The organism is Streptomyces sp. NRRL WC-3742, from assembly GCF_000720635.1.
Taxonomy (GTDB): Bacteria; Actinomycetota; Actinomycetes; order Streptomycetales; family Streptomycetaceae; genus Kitasatospora.
Map to the genome: position 1 here is coordinate 112,846 of NZ_JOCF01000001.1, position 16,551 is coordinate 129,396.

10 protein-coding genes are annotated in these 16,551 nt (G+C 70.7%); 2 read left to right on the plus strand and 8 right to left on the minus strand.

Annotated features, from left to right (window positions below):
- Window positions 1-9 precede the first annotated feature (9 nt).
- Together IH61_RS0100565 and IH61_RS0100570 are read right to left on the minus strand one after the other, a co-directional pair.
- Window positions 10-1,221, minus strand: coding sequence for a cytochrome P450 (locus tag IH61_RS0100565; RefSeq protein ID WP_031063122.1), 1,212 nt, complete (start codon window positions 1,219-1,221; stop codon window positions 10-12).
- Between the two features lie 68 nt (window positions 1,222-1,289).
- Window positions 1,290-2,030 (minus strand): SIR2 family NAD-dependent protein deacylase, encoded by a 741-nt coding sequence (locus IH61_RS0100570; protein ID WP_031063125.1) that lies wholly within the window; start codon window positions 2,028-2,030, stop codon window positions 1,290-1,292.
- Window positions 2,031-2,147: 117 nt separating this feature from the next.
- Between IH61_RS0100570 and IH61_RS0100575 the strand changes: the two genes are divergently transcribed.
- Together IH61_RS0100575 and IH61_RS0100580 are read left to right on the plus strand one after the other, a co-directional pair.
- Window positions 2,148-3,212 (plus strand): ATP-binding protein, encoded by a 1,065-nt coding sequence (locus IH61_RS0100575; RefSeq protein ID WP_031063128.1) that lies wholly within the window; start codon window positions 2,148-2,150, stop codon window positions 3,210-3,212.
- Window positions 3,209-5,050 (plus strand): DUF2201 family putative metallopeptidase, encoded by a 1,842-nt coding sequence (locus IH61_RS0100580; RefSeq protein WP_031063131.1) that lies wholly within the window; start codon window positions 3,209-3,211, stop codon window positions 5,048-5,050. The genes IH61_RS0100575 and IH61_RS0100580 overlap by 4 nt, the downstream gene beginning before the upstream one ends.
- Here IH61_RS0100580 and IH61_RS0100585 read toward each other — a convergent pair.
- The 6 genes from IH61_RS0100585 to rpoB form a co-directional block, all read right to left on the minus strand.
- Window positions 5,047-5,658 carry a hypothetical protein gene (locus IH61_RS0100585; protein WP_031063133.1) on the minus strand — a complete coding sequence of 204 codons (612 nt, stop codon included), beginning with the start codon at window positions 5,656-5,658 and terminating at the stop codon, window positions 5,047-5,049. The genes IH61_RS0100580 and IH61_RS0100585 overlap by 4 nt on opposite strands.
- Before the next feature lie 129 nt (window positions 5,659-5,787).
- Complete coding sequence (locus tag IH61_RS0100590) at window positions 5,788-6,468, minus strand: response regulator (RefSeq protein ID WP_031063135.1); 681 nt, start codon at window positions 6,466-6,468, stop codon at window positions 5,788-5,790.
- Window positions 6,465-7,652: a sensor histidine kinase gene (locus IH61_RS0100595; protein ID WP_037971194.1), complete on the minus strand. Its 1,188-nt coding sequence runs from the start codon at window positions 7,650-7,652 to the stop codon at window positions 6,465-6,467. Before IH61_RS0100595 ends, IH61_RS0100590 begins: the two co-directional genes overlap by 4 nt.
- Window positions 7,653-7,749: 97 nt before the next feature.
- Window positions 7,750-8,424: a hypothetical protein gene (locus IH61_RS0100600; RefSeq protein WP_051836049.1), complete on the minus strand. Its 675-nt coding sequence runs from the start codon at window positions 8,422-8,424 to the stop codon at window positions 7,750-7,752.
- Window positions 8,425-8,610: 186 nt separating this feature from the next.
- On the minus strand, window positions 8,611-12,504 hold the full coding sequence (locus IH61_RS0100605; protein WP_031063146.1) for a DNA-directed RNA polymerase subunit beta': 3,894 nt from the start codon (window positions 12,502-12,504) through the stop codon (window positions 8,611-8,613).
- A 100-nt stretch (window positions 12,505-12,604) separates the two neighbouring features.
- Entirely contained in the window at window positions 12,605-16,081 is a 3,477-nt protein-coding gene (gene rpoB, locus IH61_RS0100610) for a DNA-directed RNA polymerase subunit beta (RefSeq protein WP_031063149.1), read from the minus strand.
- Window positions 16,082-16,551 lie beyond the last annotated feature (470 nt).

The following is a 16,551-nucleotide window of genomic DNA, read 5'->3' on the forward strand; positions in this document are numbered from 1 at the left end:
ACAGCTCGACTACAGCTCGACCAGCAGTTCCTCGAGCCCCCGGATCACGTACCCGGGGTTCCACGCGGGCTCGCGGACGAGCCGCAGCCCCGGGGCCCGGCGCAGCAGCGTGCCGTAGGACTCGGTGAGTTCCAGTCTCGCAAGCGGCGCGCCCAGGCAGAAGTGGATTCCCGCGCCGAAGGTGATGTGCGGGTTGTCGGCGCGGCCGAGGTCGAGCCGGTCCGGGTCGGCGAAGCGCTGCGGGTCGCGGTTGGCGGAGCCGAAGAGCAGGGCGATCTCGGCGCCGCGCGGCACGGTGACGCCGCCGATCTCGACGTCCTCCAGCACCCACCGCTCGAACATCTGCAGCGGGGTGTCCCAGCGCATCAGCTCCTCGACGGCGGTGGGCAACAGCTCGTCCACGGAGGCGCGCAGCCTGGCCAGCTCCCCGGGGTGGCGGAACAGCGCCCACCAGCCGTTGCCGGTGGTGTTGACGGTCGCCTCGTGGCCGGCGTTGAGCAGCAGGACGCAGGTGGAGACCATCTCCTGCTCGCTGAGCGCGTCGGAGCCCTCCTGGGCCTGGATCAGCGCGCTGATCAGGTCCTCGCCGGGGGCGGAGCGGCGCTCGCGGATCAGGGCGCGCAGGTAGTCGGAGAACTCGATGCTCGCGGCGACGGCCCGGCGGGCGGTCTCCTCGCTCGGGTTGAGTTCGAACATCCCGGTGATGTCGGCGGACCAGGGCCGCAGCAGGTGCCGGTCCCCCTCCGGGACGCCGAGCATCTCGGCGATCACGGCGACGGGCAGCGGCTCGGCGACGGCGGCGATGAGGTCGCCGCCGCCGTCCGCGACCAGGGCGTCGACCAGTTCGCCCGCCAGGCGCCGTACGGTCGGCCGCAGGCCCTCGACCATGCGCGGGGTGAACGCCTTGGAGACCAGCCGGCGGATGCGGGTGTGGTCGGGCGCCTCCAGGTCGAGCAGCCCGTGGTCGTTGAGGGTGTGGAAGGGCTCGTGCGCCGGGTCGGGCGCGGGCCGGCCGAACTCCTCGTGGCTGAACCGGTGGGTGTAGGTGCGCCCGAGGCGGCGGTCGCGCAGCAGCGCGCTGACGTCCTCGTAGCGCGGGACGAGCCACTGGTTCGTCGGCTCGAAGTACGTCACCGGCGCGGCGGCGCGCAGGTCGGCGTACGCGTCGTACGGGTGGGCCACGAACGCCGCCGACCAGGGGTCGAACTTCGCCGTCGTCATCGCTCGATCACTCCAGGCCGTGAGGGGGTAGCCGGAAGGATCATCGTACGCAGACGGCACCTTCGCGTTCAGGCCCCTTCCCTGACCAGCCGTCGCACCAGATCGGGCAGCGCGGTGGAGATCGGCTCCCGGATGACCTCGCTCGCGGCCACGTCGTACGGGGTCTCCTCGGCGTTGACGATGATCAGCTTCGCCCCCGTCCGCACCGCGTTGTACGGCAGCCCGGCCACCGGGAACACCTGGAGGCTGGTGCCGATCGCGATGAACACGTCGCAGGCCCGGGCGATGTCGTCGGCCTTCCCGAGCACCTCCGGGTCGAGGTTCTCGCCGAACATCACGATGCGCGGCTTGAGGACGCCGCCGCACTCGCGGCAGTCCGGGTCCTCCTCCCCCGCCTCGACCCGCGCCAGCGCCTCGGCCATCGGCCCGACCGCCCGGCAACTCAGGCACTGCGTCTGCCGCGTGTTGCCGTGCAGTTCGAGCACCTTGCGTTCGGACGACCCGGCCTTCTGGTGCAGCCCGTCGATGTTCTGGGTCAGCACCCGCAGCGGCAGCCCGGAGCGCTCCAGGTCCACCAGCGCCCGGTGCCCCGCGTTCGGCTCGGCGGCCAGGGCGCCGATCTCCAGGCGCATCCGCCAGGCGCGCCTGCGCACCTCCGGGTCGCCCCGGTACGGGCCGATGGTGACGAGTTCCTCGGCGCCCGGGTCCTTGCGCCAAACCCCTTGCGGGCCACGGTAGTCGGGGATTCCGGAGTCGGTGGAGATGCCCGCGCCGGTCAGGACGGCGATCAGCGGGCGCTTCGCGTTCATACCCGGGACGGTACGGCCTCCACGACTGCGGCGGCCACCGGAAATCCGGGTGCGCGACCGTCAACTCCCACAGCACACTGGCCCGGTCACTCGACGAAGAATTCCGGAGGAGCCCCCTTGCAGGGTGCAGTCAGCGTCTCGCCCGCCCAGATCCCCGAGCTGCTGCTCGGTCTCGCCACCGTCCGCCCCGTGTTCCTCTGGGGCGCGCCCGGTATCGGCAAGTCCTCCCTGGTCAGGGCGTTCGCCGAATCGCTCGGCCTGGAGTGCGTGAGCCTGGTCGGCACCCAGCTGGCCCCGGAGGACCTGATCGGTGTCCCACAGCTCACCCCCGAGGGCCGCTCGCGGTTCTGCCCGCCCGAGCAGATCGCCCGCGACGAGCCGTACTGCCTGTTCCTGGACGAGCTCAACGCCGCCTCGCCCGACGTCCAGAAGGCGTTCTACTCGCTGATCCTGGACCGCCGGATCGGCTCCTACGAGCTGCCGCCCGGATCGATCGTGATCGGCGCCGGGAACCGCGCCACCGACGGCGCGCTCGCCCGCCCGATGGCCTCCGCCCTGGTCAACCGCCTGGTCCACGTCCACCTGCGGGCCAGCGCCCAGGACTGGCTGCTGTGGGCGGCCGGGGCCGGCATCCACCCCTGGATCGTCGACCACCTCACCGACCGGCCCGACCACCTGTGGTCCGCCCCGCCGAAGTCCGAGGAGCCGTTCTCCACCCCGCGCGCCTGGCACATGCTCTCCGACGCGCTGCACTCCTTCGGGCCCACCCTGGACGAGGCCACCCTCAAGGTGGTCGCCCACGGCCTGCTCTCCCCGAACCACGCGGTGGCCTTCTGCGGCTACGCGAAGATCGTCCGCAACTCCTACGGCCTGGAGGCGATCCTCAAGGGCGACGCCCGCTGGCCGCACCGGCTGGAGGACCGCGACCTGCTCTACTACCTGGCCGACGCCTTCCGCGGCCGGCTCGTCAAGGAGCTGCCCGCCCGCAAGGAGCACGCCTCCGGGGCGCAGCGGCAGACGGCCTTCCGGGCCAAGTCACTGCTGGTGCAGCTGGCCGAGATCTCGGTCGAGGTGGCCCAGACGGTGATCGCGGACGGCGCGGACGGGAACCCGGTGCTGCCGTCCTGGTTCCTGATCGAGGCCGCCCGGGACATGCCCCGGCTGGTCGAGGCCCGCCGGTGAAGTCCGCACAGGGCACGAAGAACGCGAAGGGCACGAAGAAGCAGGGCTCGAAGGACGCCCCGGCCAAGGACCCCAACCTCGAAGCCTTCACCGACGGCGTCCGGCTGCTGCTCGGCAACCCGGCGCTGGCCGCGCTGAAGGCCAACTACTGCCGGGACCGGGACTGTGCCCACTACCCGCCCGACGGCTGGGTGACCGTCAGCTCCAGCGGCACCCTGCACGTCAACCCGCACCGCCGCTCCGAGCCCGAGGAGTGGGCCTGGGCCCTGGCGCACTGCCTGCTGCACCTGGGCTTCGGGCACGTCCCGGCCGCCCGGGGCGCCCGGACCCAGCCGGACGCCGAACTGGCCGCCGCCCGCTGCGCGGTGGTCAACCGCTTCCTCGCCACCTTCAAGGTCGGCCGGGCGCCCGTCGCACTCCCCCAGAACTTCCCCGGCGGGGACGAGGAGGAGCTGGCCGCCCGCTGGCGCCGCGACGGGCTGCCGCCCGCCGAGGAGGCTGGGACGGCCGGCACCGCGGGCGCCGGCGCCTGCGACCAGCTGCTGGTCGAGTGGCGCGACAACGCGCACGCCCCGGACGACTGGGAGACGGTCTTCGCCGCGGCGCTCACCCGCGCCATGTCCGTCGCGATGGACCAGGCCGGCGGCCGGGTCGACGAGGCCGGCGTGCGCCTGCCCGAACGGCCGTGGACCAGGGCGCTGAACTGGTTCGTCTCCAGCTACCCGCTGCTCGGCGGGATCGCGGCCGGCCTCACCGTCGTCGCCGACGCCGAACTCGCCCGCGCGTACGACATCTCGGTGGCCGCGGTCGACGCCTCCGCCGGCGAGATCTACGTCAACCCGCTGCGCCGCCACACCGACGAGGAGTGGCGCTTCATCCTCGGCCACGAGATGCTGCACGCCGCCCTGCGGCACGGCGAGCGCCGGGGCGGGCGCGACCCGTTCCTGTTCAACGTGGCCGCGGACTACGTCATCAACGGCTGGCTGCTGGAGATGGGCGTCGGCGACATGCCCGACGGCCTGTTGCACGACCCTCAGCTGAAGGGCATGTCGGCCGAGGAGGTGTACGACCGCATCGTCCAGGACCAGCGCCGCATCCGCCGGCTCGCCACCCTGGCCGGCAGGAACCGCCCGGACGTCCTGGACGCCCCGCTCGACCGGGGCCCGCGCGACTTCGTCGACCTCGACGACTTCTACCGGCGCGGCCTCCAGCAGGGCTTCGAGCTGCACGGGCGCGAACGCGGCCTGCTCCCGGCCGGGCTGGTCGAGGAGATCAGGGCGCTCGCCCACCCGCCGCTGTCCTGGGACGCCAAACTGGCCCGCTGGTTCGACGAGTTCGTGCCGAGCCCGCAGCCCGTCCGCAGCTACTCCCGCCCCTCCCGCCGGCAGTCCGCCACCCCGGACATCCCCCGGGCCGGGCGCCACCACCCCGAGGAGGAGGTGCCGCGCTGCACCTTCGGGGTGGTGCTGGACACCTCGGGCTCGATGGACCGCACGCTGCTCGGCAAGGCGCTGGGCGCGATCGCCTCCTACGCCGCCGCCCGGGACGTCCCCGCCGCCCGGGTGGTGCACTGCGACGCCGCCCCGCACGACGTCGGGTACGTCGCGGTGGAGGAGATCGCCGGGCGGGTGCGGGTGCACGGCCGCGGCGGCACCGTCCTCCAGCCGGGCGTCGACCTGCTGGAGCGGGCCGAGGACTTCCCGCCCGGGGCGCCCGTCCTGATCATCACCGACGGCGCCTGCGACGTGCTGCGGGTGCGCCGCGAGCACGCCTACCTCGTGCCGCGCGGGGCCGGGCTGCCGTTCACCCCGCGCGGGCCGGTCTTCCGGGTGAGTTAGGCCAGTGCCGCGGTGGGCCGGGCGCCGAAGCCGGCCAGCGGGAACAGGGCCACCAGGTAGCAGGCGGCGGCGAGCGGGATGAAGGCCAGATCCGCCCCCGAGGCGACCGTGCCGACCAGCACCAGCACCGGGCTCCACCAGCCCAGCGCCCGGTGCGCGCCCACCGAGGCGGCGACCAGCATCGCCAGCAGGCCGACGTAGAACAGCAGCGGGACGACCTGGTACACGACGGGCAGCACCCCCGGGACGGACTGGACGCGCTCGAACATCCGCGACTGGTCCGCCTTGTCCGCCGCCGCCAGCCCGACCACCAGGTCGATCCCGATCTGCACCAGCGAGGCCGCCAGGCCCGCGAACGCCGTCCCCAGCGCGGCGTTCGCGGCCAGCCGCCCGGCCATGGTGCCGCGCGGGGCGAGCAGCCGGCGCAGGGCCAGGAACACCGGGGCGAACAGCAGCAGGCCGGCGAACATCGCGGTGTGCCCGGCCGTCCAGCCGAGGCCCGGTTCACGGGAGCCGGGCACCAGGCGGACGGCCCCGTAGAGGGCCATCAGCGCGGGGGCGCCGACGACGGCGTAGGTGGTGAGGCGGCTGTTGCGGTTGGCATTCATCCGAGGAGCTCCAGCGGTGTCCGTGGTCCGTTCCGACACCCCAGAGCCTCCCGGCCGGGGCCCTCGTCGCGGATCGCCCGTACCGGCGAACCCCGGCCCTCCCCCGTGCGACGGAGGGCGCGCAGGGCCTCAGCCCTCGCCCGCCACGACCGCCCCGGCCTCGTACGCGAACACCACCGCGTGCACCCGGTCGCGCAGCCCCAGCTTGCTCAGCACGTTGCTGACATGGGTCTTCACGGTGTGCTCGCTGACCACCAGCTCCGCCGCGATCTCCGCGTTGGACAGCCCGCGCGCGAGCAGCCGCAGCGTCTCGTGCTCGCGCAGGGTGAGCTGCTCGAGCAGCTTGGACGGCGGGCGCACCGCCCGGTCCGGCGTGCCCGGCCGGCGCGCGGCGAACTCGCCGATCAGCCGCCGGGTGACGGACGGCGCGAGCAGCGCCTCCCCCGAGGCGACCATCCGCACCCCGTGCGCGAGGTCGTCCCGCCGGACGTCCTTGAGCAGGAAGCCGCTCGCGCCCGCGTACAGCGCGTCGAAGACGTAGTCGTCGATGTCGAAGGTGGTCAGCATGATCACCTTGGTGGCGGGGAACTCCGCGCACACCCGGCGGGCCGCCTCCAGCCCGTCCATCACCGGCATCCGGACGTCCAGCAGCAGCACGTCCGGGGTGTGGGCGCGCACCGCCTCGACCGCCTCGGCGCCGTCGCACGCCTCGGCCACGACCTCGATGTCCGGCTGGGCGTCCAGGATCATCCCGAACCCGGCCCGCACCAGCTCCTGGTCGTCCGCGACGACCACCCGAATCGGCGTCATCCGCCCACCTTCTCCCTCACCACCCCGGCCCCCAGCGGCAGCCGGGCGCTCACCACGAAACCCCTGCCCTGCGGCCCCGGACCGGCCTCGGCCCGCCCGCCGCAGGCCGCCGCCCGCTCCCGGACGCCGACCAGCCCCCGGCCGCCGGACCAGCCGGCCACCTTACGGTCGGCGGCCATCGGCACGCCGCGCCCGTTGTCGGAGACCACGACCTCCAGCACCTCGCCGACGCACCGGACCCTGATCGCGGCCCGGTCCGCCCCGGAGTGCTTGACGGTGTTGGTCAGCGCCTCCTGCACGATCCGGTACGCCGCCGCCTCCACGTCGGCCGTCAACCCGGCCGGCGCCTCGGCGAGTTCGAGGTCCACGCTCAGCCCGGCGCCGCGCACCCGCTCCGCCACCTCGGCGAGCTCGGCCAGCCGGGGCTGCGGCGCCAGCGCCTGAGCCGCCCCGTCCTCCTTCAGCACGCCCAGCACCCGCCGCAGTTGGACCATCGCGTCGCGGCCGGCATCGGCGATCGTGTCGAAGGCGCGCACCGCCCGGTCCGGATCGCTGTGCACCACCACCGGCCCGGCCTCGGCCTGGATCACCATCAGCGAGACGGCGTGCGCCAGGATGTCGTGCATCTCCCGGGCGATCCTGGAGCGCTCCTCGGCCACCGCGCGGGCCGCCTCGCTGGCCGCCCGGTCCCCGGCCTCCCGAGCCCGCTCGGCCTGGAGGGCCGCCAGCACCCGCTGGGCGCGCACCAGCACGCCGAAGACGAAGCTGCCCCCGGAGACGAGCACGCTGAACAGCGCGCCGTCCGGCGAGTGGGTGCCGAACACGTTGGCGACCACCACCACCGCCAGCACCGGCCAGCGCTGCCGGTCCGGGAAGCGGTCCGCGACGGTGTACATCCCGATCACCACGTACAGCGGCACCTGCGGATTCGCCGAGTGCGCGACCCCCGACATCACCAGCGAGGGCACGCTGCACAGCACCAGCCCCCACAGCCCCAGCCTGCGCCGCCAGGGCAGGAACGCCGAGGTGGACACCGCCAGCAGGTACACCCACCAGGGCCAGTCCACGTTGTCGTTGTAGACCGACCAGAGCGACACCGCGGCCGAGCAGACCGCCAGGAACGTGTCCAGGCCGTACGGGCTCAGCCCGCTCGTCCGTGCCCGCCAGCGCGCGACGTGCTCCACCCCCGTACCTCCCCCGTAGCCGGGGACGCCGTCCCCGCGGAGAAGATCATGCCCTACCGGCAGGTCCTCGGGCACCGCCCGGCCTGCCGCCACCCCCTCAGACCCCACTGACGCTCACCCCGCCGGTCTCCGCCCGCGCCGTCAGCCGGTGCGCCGCACCCGCCTGCGAGGGGATGCCCACCGCCGTCCCCCCGACCTTCGCCTTCGCGTCCACCGCGTACGCCTCACCGGCGGGCACCTTCAGCTCCACCCCGCCGTTGCCGACCGTCGCCTCCACCTGGGCCGGCGCCGCCGTGAAGCCGGCCTTCACCCCGCCGTTGCCGGCGTGCATCCGGACCTTCGGACCGGTCAGCCCGGTCGCCTCCACCCCGCCGTTCTCCACCGAGGCGTCCACCTCCCCCGCCAGCCCGGACAGCCGCGCCCCGCCGTTCTCGGCCTTCACCCGCACCTTGACGGAGGAGGGCACCTGCACCGTGTACCCGATCCCGCAGGAGTCGCAGGAGTAGCGCAGGGTGAGCACGCCGTCCTTCACCTCGTGGGTGGCCGTCGGCTCGCTCCCCTTCCACCGCCGCTTCTCGCTCACCCGCACGGAGTCGCCGCCGCCGGTGACCACCGCCCCGCCGTTCTCCGTCTCGACGACCAGCTCCTTCACCTGCTCGGACACCCCGTACTCGACCGTCCGCTCCTCCTGGTCGCCGCCGAACGGCAGGCACCCCTGCATCCCCAGCACGACCCCCGCGGTGATCGCCACCGCACCCAGCACCCGCTTCATCCCCGGCCCCCGTTCGAAAAGCCTCGACAACCCGACACCGATGACCCTCCCGCGCCGAGCCCCTCCCCCACCTCCCTCCCCCGAGCGGTTCCCCGGCCTCCCCCGCACGACGGAGACACGACGCGCAAACGCCGCAGGGCGGCCACCCCGTGAGGGGTGACCGCCCTGCGATCAGTGACGCGCGACTCAGCCGCTGTACGGGCCGTAGTCGTAGTCGTCCAGCGGAACCGCCTGGCCGGAGCCGGCGCCGAAGGGCGACAGGTCGTAGTCGTCGTAGCCGACGGCCGAGTACATGGCGGCCTTGGCCTCCTCGGTCGGCTCGACCCGGATGTTGCGGTAGCGGGGAAGACCCGTACCGGCCGGGATGAGCTTACCGAGGATGACGTTCTCCTTGAGGCCCAGCAGCGGGTCCGACTTGGCGTGGATCGCCGCGTCGGTGAGGACCCGGGTCGTCTCCTGGAAGGAGGCGGCCGACAGCCAGGACTCGGTGGCCAGCGAAGCCTTGGTGATACCCATCAGCTGCGGACGGCCGGAGGCGGGGTGACCGCCCTCGGCGACCACACGACGGTTCTCGGTCTCGAAGCGGCCTCGCTCGACGAGCTCGCCCGGGAGCAGCTCGGCGTCGCCCGACTCGATGATCGTCACGCGGCGGAGCATCTGCCGGATGATGATCTCGATGTGCTTGTCGTGGATCGACACACCCTGCGAGTTGTAGACCTTCTGGACCTCGGCGACCAGGTGGATCTGGACGGCACGCTGGCCCATGATGCGCAGGACGTCGTGCGGGTTGGTAGCACCCATGGTCAGCTTCTGGCCGACCTCGACCGCCTCGCCCTCGCTGACGAGCAGCTTCACACGCTTCGAGACCGGGTAGGCGATCTCGTCGGTGCCATCGTCCGGCGTGATGACGATCTTGCGGGTCTTCTCGGTGTCCTCGATCCGCGCCCGGCCGGTGGCCTCGGAGATCGGGGCCACACCCTTCGGGGTACGGGCCTCGAAGAGCTCGACGACACGGGGCAGACCCTGGGTGATGTCGTCACCGGCCACACCACCGGTGTGGAAGGTACGCATCGTCAGCTGGGTACCGGGCTCACCGATGGACTGGGCGGCGATGATGCCGACCGCCTCACCGATGTCGACCAGCTTGCCGGTGGCCAGCGAGCGGCCGTAGCACATGGCACAGGTGCCGACCGCCGACTCACAGGTGAGGATCGAGCGGGTCTTGACCTCGCCGATGCCGTGACGGATCAGCTCGTCGATGAGGACGTCGCCGAGGTCCGTGTTGGCGGTGGCCAGCAGCTTGCCGTCGACGGTGATGTCCTCGGCGAGCATGCGGGCGTAGACGCTGGTCTCGACGTCGTCGGCCTTACGCAGCACGCCGTCCGCGCCCACGGAGCCGATCGACAGCTTCAGGCCGCGCTCGGTGCCGCAGTCCTCCTCGCGAATGATGACGTCCTGGGAGACGTCGACCAGACGACGGGTGAGGTAGCCGGAGTCGGCGGTACGAAGGGCGGTGTCGGCCAGACCCTTACGGGCACCGTGGGTGGAGATGAAGTACTCCAGCACGGTGAGACCCTCACGGAACGACGCCTTGATGGGTCGCGGGATGGTCTCGTTCTTGGCGTTGGACACCAGACCACGCATACCGGCGATCTGACGCATCTGCATCATGTTTCCACGAGCACCCGAGTCGACCATCATGAAGATGGGGTTCGTCTTCGGGAAGTTCGCGGCCATGGCGTCCGCGACCTCGTTGGTCGCCTGGGTCCAGATGCCGACGAGCTCCTGCTTGCGCTCGTCGTTGGTGATCAGACCGCGCTCGTACTGCTTCTGGACCTTCTCCGCCTTGGCCTCGAAGCCCTCCAGGATCTGGGGCTTGCTCGGCGGGACGATGACGTCCGAGATCGAGACGGTGACACCGGAACGGGTCGACCAGTGGAAGCCGGCCGCCTTCAGGTTGTCCAGGGTCGCCGCGACGGTGACCTTGGGGTAGCGCTCCGCCAGGTCGTTGACGATCGCGGAGAGCTGCTTCTTGCCCACCTCGTAGTCGACGAACGGGTAGTCCTCGGGCAGCAGCTCGTTGAAGAGCGCGCGGCCCAGGGTGGTGGTCAGGCGGAAGGGCTCGCCGTCGAACCAGGTCGGCTGGCCGTCCTCGTCCACCGGGGCGGTCCAGCCGCGCGGCGGGACGACACCGGCGCCGAGGCGCAGGTGGATCGGGGCCTGGACGTCCAGCTCGCGGGCGTCGAAGGCCATGATCGCCTCGGCGGTCGACGAGAAGGAGCGGCCCTCGCCCTTCACGTTGTCGCGGTCCGAGGTCAGGAAGAACAGACCGAGCACCATGTCCTGGGTCGGCATGGTGACGGGGCGACCGTCGGCCGGCTTCAGGATGTTGTTCGAGGACAGCATCAGGATGCGGGCCTCGGCCTGCGCCTCCGCGGAGAGCGGCAGGTGGACGGCCATCTGGTCACCGTCGAAGTCCGCGTTGAACGCGGTGCAGACGAGCGGGTGGATCTGGATGGCCTTGCCCTCGACGAGCTGCGGCTCGAACGCCTGGATGCCGAGGCGGTGCAGGGTGGGCGCACGGTTCAGCAGGACCGGGTGCTCGGCGATGACCTCTTCGAGGACGTCCCACACGACCGGGCGGGCGCGCTCGACCATGCGCTTGGCCGACTTGATGTTCTGCGCGTGGTTCAGGTCGACCAGGCGCTTCATCACGAACGGCTTGAAGAGCTCCAGCGCCATGGCCTTCGGCAGACCGCACTGGTGCAGCTTGAGCTGCGGGCCGACGACGATGACCGAACGGGCCGAGTAGTCGACGCGCTTACCGAGCAGGTTCTGACGGAAACGACCCTGCTTGCCCTTGAGCATGTCGCTCAGGGACTTCAGCGGGCGGTTGCCCGGGCCGGTGACCGGACGGCCGCGGCGGCCGTTGTCGAACAGCGCGTCGACGGCCTCCTGCAGCATGCGCTTCTCGTTGTTCACGATGATCTCGGGGGCACCGAGGTCGAGGAGGCGCTTCAGGCGGTTGTTGCGGTTGATGACGCGGCGGTACAGGTCGTTCAGGTCGGAGGTCGCGAAGCGGCCACCGTCCAGCTGCACCATCGGACGCAGGTCCGGCGGGATGACCGGGACGCAGTCGAGCACCATGCCGTTGGGCTTGTTGCTGGTCTGCAGGAACGCGGAGACGACCTTGAGGCGCTTGAGCGCACGGGTCTTCTTCTGGCCCTTGCCGGTGCGGATGATCTCGCGCAGGCGCTCGGCCTCGGCGGCGAGGTCGAAGCTCTCCAGGCGGTCCTTGAGCGCCGCGGCGCCCATCGAGCCGGAGAAGTAGGTGCCGAAGCGGTCGCGCAGCTCGCGGTAGAGCAGCTCGTCGCCCTCGAGGTCCTGGACCTTGAGGTTCTTGAAGCGGGCCCACACCTCGTCGAGGCGGTCGAGCTCGCGCTGCGCGCGGTCGCGCAGCTGCTTCATCTCGCGCTCGGCACCCTCGCGCACCTTGCGGCGCACGTCGGCCTTGGCGCCCTCGGCCTCCAGCTCGGCCAGGTCGGTCTCGGCCTTCTTGGCACGGGCCTCGAGGTCGGAGTCGCGGCGGTTCTCGATCTGCTGGCGCTCGACGGAGACGTGCGCCTCCAGCGACGGCAGGTCGCGCTGACGGCGCTCGTCGTCGACCCAGGTGATCATGTAGGCGGCGAAGTAGATGACCTTCTCGAGGTCCTTCGGCGCCAGGTCCAGCAGGTAGCCCAGGCGGGACGGCACGCCCTTGAAGTACCAGATGTGGGTGACGGGGGCGGCCAGCTCGATGTGGCCCATCCGCTCACGACGCACCTTGGCGCGGGTCACCTCGACGCCGCAGCGCTCACAGATGATGCCCTTGAAGCGGACGCGCTTGTACTTGCCGCAGTAGCACTCCCAGTCCCGGGTGGGGCCGAAGATCTTCTCGCAGAAGAGCCCGTCCTTTTCCGGCTTCAGGGTGCGGTAGTTGATGGTCTCCGGCTTCTTGACCTCGCCGTGGGACCACTGGCGGATGTCGTCGGCGGTGGCCAGGCCGATGCGGAGCTCGTCGAAGAAGTTGACGTCAAGCACTGGTCGTCAAGCCCTCTTTCGTGATTCGAGGTTCTTATCTGTGGTCTGAGGGGGGCCTGGGGGACGGGCCGGCTGCGCGGGGCAGCCGGCCCGGCCTCCGTCAGACCTCTTCGACGCTGCTCGGCTCGCGCCGGGACAGGTCGATGCCGAGCTCCTCGGCGGCGCGGAACACGTCCTCGTCGGAGTCCCGCAGCTCGATGTTGGAGCCGTCCGAGGACAGCACCTCCACGTTGAGGCAGAGCGACTGCATTTCCTTGATGAGCACCTTGAAGGACTCGGGAATGCCGGGCTCGGGGATGTTCTCGCCCTTGACGATGGCCTCGTAGACCTTGACTCGGCCGAGGACGTCGTCGGACTTGATGGTGAGCAGCTCCTGCAGGGCGTACGCAGCGCCGTACGCCTCGAGGGCCCACACCTCCATCTCACCGAAGCGCTGACCACCGAACTGCGCCTTACCACCGAGCGGCTGCTGGGTGATCATCGAGTACGGGCCGGTCGAACGGGCGTGCAGCTTGTCGTCGACCAGGTGGTGCAGCTTGAGGATGTACATGTAGCCGACCGAGACCGGCATCGGGAACGGCTCGCCGGAGCGGCCGTCGAACAGCCGGGCCTTGCCGGTGGAGTTCACCAGGCGCTCACCGTCACGGGTGAGGGTGGTGTTGTCCAGCAGACCGGTGATCTCGTCCTCGCGGGCGCCGTCGAAGACCGGGGTGGCGAGGTTGGTGCCACCCGTGACCTGGTCGGCGCCGATCGCCTGGAGGCGCTGGGCCCACTCGTCGGCGAGGCCGGAGACGTCCCAGCCCTGCTTGGCGAGCCACCCGAGGTGGATCTCCAGGACCTGTCCCGGGTTCATTCGGGACGGGACACCCAGCGGGTTGAGGATGATGTCGACCGGGGTGCCGTCCTCGAGGAAGGGCATGTCCTCGACCGGAAGGATCTTGGAGATGACACCCTTGTTGCCGTGACGGCCGGCGAGCTTGTCACCGTTGGTGATCTTGCGCTTCTGGGCGACGTAGACGCGGACCAGCTGGTTCACGCCCGGGGGAAGCTCGTCCCCCTCCTCGCGGTCGAAGACGCGCACGCCGATGACCTTGCCGGACTCACCGTGCGGGACCTTCAGCGAGGTGTCGCGGACCTCACGGGCCTTCTCGCCGAAGATCGCGCGGAGCAGGCGCTCCTCGGGGGTCAGCTCGGTCTCACCCTTCGGGGTGACCTTGCCGACGAGGATGTCGCCGGTGACGACGTCGGCGCCGATGCGGATGATGCCGCGCTCGTCGAGGTCCGCGAGGACCTCCTCGGAGACGTTCGGGATGTCCCGGGTGATCTCCTCGGGGCCGAGCTTGGTGTCACGGGCGTCGACCTCGTGCTCCTCGATGTGGATCGAGGAGAGGACGTCGTCCTGCACGAGGCGCTGCGACAGGATGATCGCGTCCTCGTAGTTGTGACCCTCCCACGACATGAACGCCACGAGCAGGTTCTTGCCGAGGGCCATCTCGCCCTCGTCGGTGCAGGGGCCGTCGGCCAGCACCTGGTTGACCTCGACCCGGGCGCCCTCGTCCACGAGCACCTTCTGGTTGAAGGCGGTGCCCTGGTTGGAGCGGGTGAACTTGGCGGCGCGGTACGTGGTGTACGTGCCGTCGTCGTTCGCCACGGTGACGTAGTCGGCCGAGACCTCCTGGACCACGCCCGACTTCTCGGCGGTGATCACGTCGGCGGCGTCGACGGCGCAGCGGTACTCCATGCCGGTGCCGACGAGCGGCGCCTCGCTGCGCAGCAGCGGGACGGCCTGGCGCATCATGTTCGAGCCCATGAGCGCGCGGTTGGCGTCATCGTGCTCGAGGAAGGGGATCATGGCGGTCGCGACCGACACCATCTGGCGCGGCGAGACGTCCATGTAGTCGATCTCGGTGCCGGGGATGTAGTCGATCTCGCCGCCACGGCGGCGGACCAGGACGCGCGGCTCCGCGAAGGTCAGCTCCGCCGTCAGCGGGGCGTTGGCCTGCGCGATGACGTAGCGGTCCTCCTCGTCGGCCGTCAGGTAGTCGACCTGCTCGGTGACGACACCCTCGATGACCTTGCGGTACGGGGTCTCGATGAAGCCGAACGCGTTGACCCGGCCGTACGAGGCCAGCGACCCGATCAGACCGATGTTCGGGCCTTCGGGGGTCTCGATCGGACACATGCGGCCGTAGTGCGAGGGGTGCACGTCACGGACCTCGAAGCCGGCGCGCTCACGGGAGAGACCGCCGGGGCCGAGGGCGGACAGACGGCGCTTGTGGGTCAGGCCCGACAGCGGGTTCGTCTGGTCCATGAACTGCGACAGCTGGCTGGTGCCGAAGAACTCCTTGATGGAGGCGACGACCGGCCGGATGTTGATCAGGGTCTGCGGCGTGATCGCCTCGACGTCCTGGGTGGTCATGCGCTCGCGCACGACGCGCTCCATACGGGCGAGACCCGTACGGACCTGGTTCTGGATGAGCTCGCCGACGTTGCGCAGGCGGCGGTTGCCGAAGTGGTCGATGTCGTCGACCTCGACCACGATGTCGCGGCCGGTCTCGTCACGCCACTCGGTCTCGCCCGCGTGCAGCTTCACCAGGTACTTGATCGCACCGATGATGTCGGGCTCGGTGAGCACGCCGGAGTCCAGGGACTCGGCGTTGCCCAGCTTGCGGTTGAGCTTGTACCGGCCGACCTTCGCGAGGTCGTAGCGCTTCGGGTTGAAGTACAGGTTCTCCAGAAGCGTCTGCGCGGCCTCGCGCGTCGGCGGCTCGCCCGGACGCAGCTTGCGGTAGATGTCCAGCAGCGCGTCGTCCTGGCCCTGGGTGTGGTCCTTCTCCAGGGTGTTGCGCATGGACTCGTACTCGCCGAACTCCTCGAGAATCATCTCGTTGGTCCAGCCGAGAGCCTTCAGCAGCACGGTGACGGACTGCTTGCGCTTGCGGTCGATGCGGACACCGACCATGTCGCGCTTGTCGATCTCCATCTCCAGCCAGGCACCACGCGAGGGGATGACCTTGCAGGAGAAGATGTCCTTGTCGGACACCTTGTCCAGGGTGGAGTCGAAGTACACACCCGGGGAGCGGACAAGCTGCGAGACGACGACACGCTCGGTGCCGTTGATCACGAACGTGCCCTTGTGGGTCATGAGCGGGAAATCGCCCATGAAGACCGTCTGAGACTTGATCTCACCGGTCTCGTTGTTGGTGAACTCGGCCGTGACGAAGAGCGGGGCCGCGTACGTGAAGTCGCGGTCCTTGCACTCGTCAATGGAGTTCTTCGGCGGCTCGAAACGGTGGTCGCGGAAGGTCAGCGACATCGACCCACTGAAGTCCTCGATCGGCGAGATCTCCTCGAAGATCTCCTCCAGACCGGACTTGGTGGGGACGTCCTGACCACTCTCCAGGGCCGCCTCGACCCGGGACTTCCAGGCCGCGTTGCCGAGCAGCCAGTCAAAGCTCTCGGTCTGCAGGGCCAGGAGGTTCGGGACCTCGAGGGGCTCCTTGATCTTCGCGAACGAGACGCGGAGAGGGGCGGTGGATGCGGCGGAATTGTTCGAGGCGTTGCGCGGCGCGGCCAAGAGGGGGGTCCTTCCGAGGGCTCGGAGCTCACTACGCGCGTACCGGCCGGGCCTGGTCGGGCTTGGTGCCGCCTCCCTCGCCACTGGCCTCCGCCGGGGTCGAAACCCCAGGTCAGAGCCGCTTTGCGGAGGCGGTGCCAGACCCCATCAGGGCAACGCAAACTCCGGGCGACGAGTCACGGAGAAGCTAACAGGCAGCGCAAAGGGACAGTGTAGCCAAAGGCTGCACTGCTGTCCAGCTCTGATTCGGAAACCGAATCGGAGACTCCTCCCGGTAGCCGGCGGACTCGGGGCCCGCCGGGTACTGCTCTAACTCACGACGAGTCACTTTCCCGCCCGGGCCGCCGGTTATGCATCCGGCGGCCGACCAACCCGGTGGACTCGCGCCTCGAGAATCGCGCGCCGCGTCGGGTTCGTCAAGGGCCCGCCTGCTCGGCGGGCCTTGCCTCCACCATCGCTCCAGACCCCTC

Bases quoted from the DNA above. Each gene is read 5' to 3' on its own strand.
- IH61_RS0100570 (WP_031063125.1), bottom strand. From the start codon at position 2,030: ATGAACGCGAAGCGCCCGCTGATCGCCGTCCTGACCGGCGCGGGCATC.
- IH61_RS0100585 (WP_031063133.1), bottom strand. From the start codon at position 5,658: ATGAATGCCAACCGCAACAGCCGCCTCACCACCTACGCCGTCGTCGGC.
- IH61_RS0100565 (WP_031063122.1), bottom strand. From the start codon at position 1,221: ATGACGACGGCGAAGTTCGACCCCTGGTCGGCGGCGTTCGTGGCCCAC.
- IH61_RS0100600 (WP_051836049.1), bottom strand. From the start codon at position 8,424: ATGAAGCGGGTGCTGGGTGCGGTGGCGATCACCGCGGGGGTCGTGCTG.
- IH61_RS0100590 (WP_031063135.1), bottom strand. From the start codon at position 6,468: ATGACGCCGATTCGGGTGGTCGTCGCGGACGACCAGGAGCTGGTGCGG.